The organism is Mesotoga sp. Brook.08.105.5.1, from assembly GCF_002752635.1.
Lineage (GTDB): Bacteria > Thermotogota > Thermotogae > Petrotogales > Kosmotogaceae > Mesotoga.
In genome coordinates, this window is record NZ_AYTW01000029.1 from 1 (window position 1) to 1,266 (window position 1,266).

At 42.2% G+C, this 1,266-nt stretch carries 3 pseudogenes; all 3 read left to right on the forward strand.

Annotated elements, in window-relative coordinates:
- Positions 1-330: pseudogene (locus tag V512_RS14750) on the forward strand (hypothetical protein); the annotation flags it as partial.
- Positions 291-545, forward strand: a pseudogene (locus V512_RS10205) (transposase); the annotation flags it as partial. The pseudogenes V512_RS14750 and V512_RS10205, both read left to right, overlap by 40 nt.
- A 415-nt stretch (positions 546-960) precedes the next feature.
- Positions 961-1,266, forward strand: a pseudogene (locus V512_RS10210) (hypothetical protein); the annotation flags it as partial.

The following is a 1,266-nucleotide window of genomic DNA, read 5'->3' on the forward strand; positions in this document are numbered from 1 at the left end:
AAGAGGTTTCTTGAAGGGAATGGCGAGTATATCGAGTACCTAGGGCTGAAGACGATACCATCATTCCAGACCTTGTGTCGAAGAGCCAAACGGATACCTCTTCATGAAATAGTCCAGAAGATAACTAAACTCTTTACAGATCTGGAAGGGCTCGAAAGGAAAGAAGTTGCGGTAGATTCGTTCGTGAGCGGTCATGTAAAGGCTCTACAGCACAGAGAAGAAGGAAGAGAGGGAAGTATAAAGACCAGGGGGCCACTTGGGCGAAGACGAACAAAGACTTACGTTATGGAAGAAAGGTGCATATATCTCTTAATCTGGTCAACAAGTTAATAATCGACTGGATCATAACTGGAGGATCGACACACGATTCGAAGGTGGCACCGAAGATAGCTGACACATGTAAACCTAAGTACATTCTTTCTGATAGCGCATATGATTCCAATCAGTTCTATGGCTATATATTCGAGAAGACCGGTTTGATACCGGTTATTGACACAAACAGAAGGAGAGGTCTAGATACAGAAAAGCAGAAACAGCTCCGTTGACTGGCAACTGGACTGAAAAAGCTTCACTCAATGAGGTAGCAGCTAAGGGAAGAGATAGAGAGAACCAATTCAACACTCTAAGGTATCCTTGATTCGGAATTCACATAGTACATAAGAAATAGAGACTTTGACACAGTTATCGGCCTTAAGATTCTCACTTACAATCTCGTGGTCATTTACTATCATCTTCACCATCGTTATTTGAGAAAGATTATGGATTGGATATCATTCAAGCTATTTGATTAGTGAGACACCCTATTTAGGTTACTCTTCATAACAGAACAGTGTGAAAGCACAAAGAAGATAGCAAAATCAATTAGAAATTGACTATTCGCTGTCTACACTTTCACTACGTTATTGTGTCTTTTTCCTCTCTGGGAATGGGTTTCATTCATTTCATGTCGGAGAACTTCTGTTGGAGAGGGTTCTCAGAGTAAAAGGCGCTGTAATTACCAGTGGGATTACACCATCACAGAATCTTTATGCAGAGGCTCGTGACGTTAGAAACCTTATGTCTGACGCATTCAAGGCCATTATGGGTTCTGACAGAGTACGTGACGTGAAATATGTCGCGGGAGCGGCCGCTCCAAGCTGGACTGCCGTTCAAGCTGCAATGAACGATCTCTTGACTACTGAAAAAGTGGATTACATTACCCTCTACTTCATTGCACATGGAAACACTAATCTGATGAATCTTGGAGGAACAACTTTCTACGCGAGT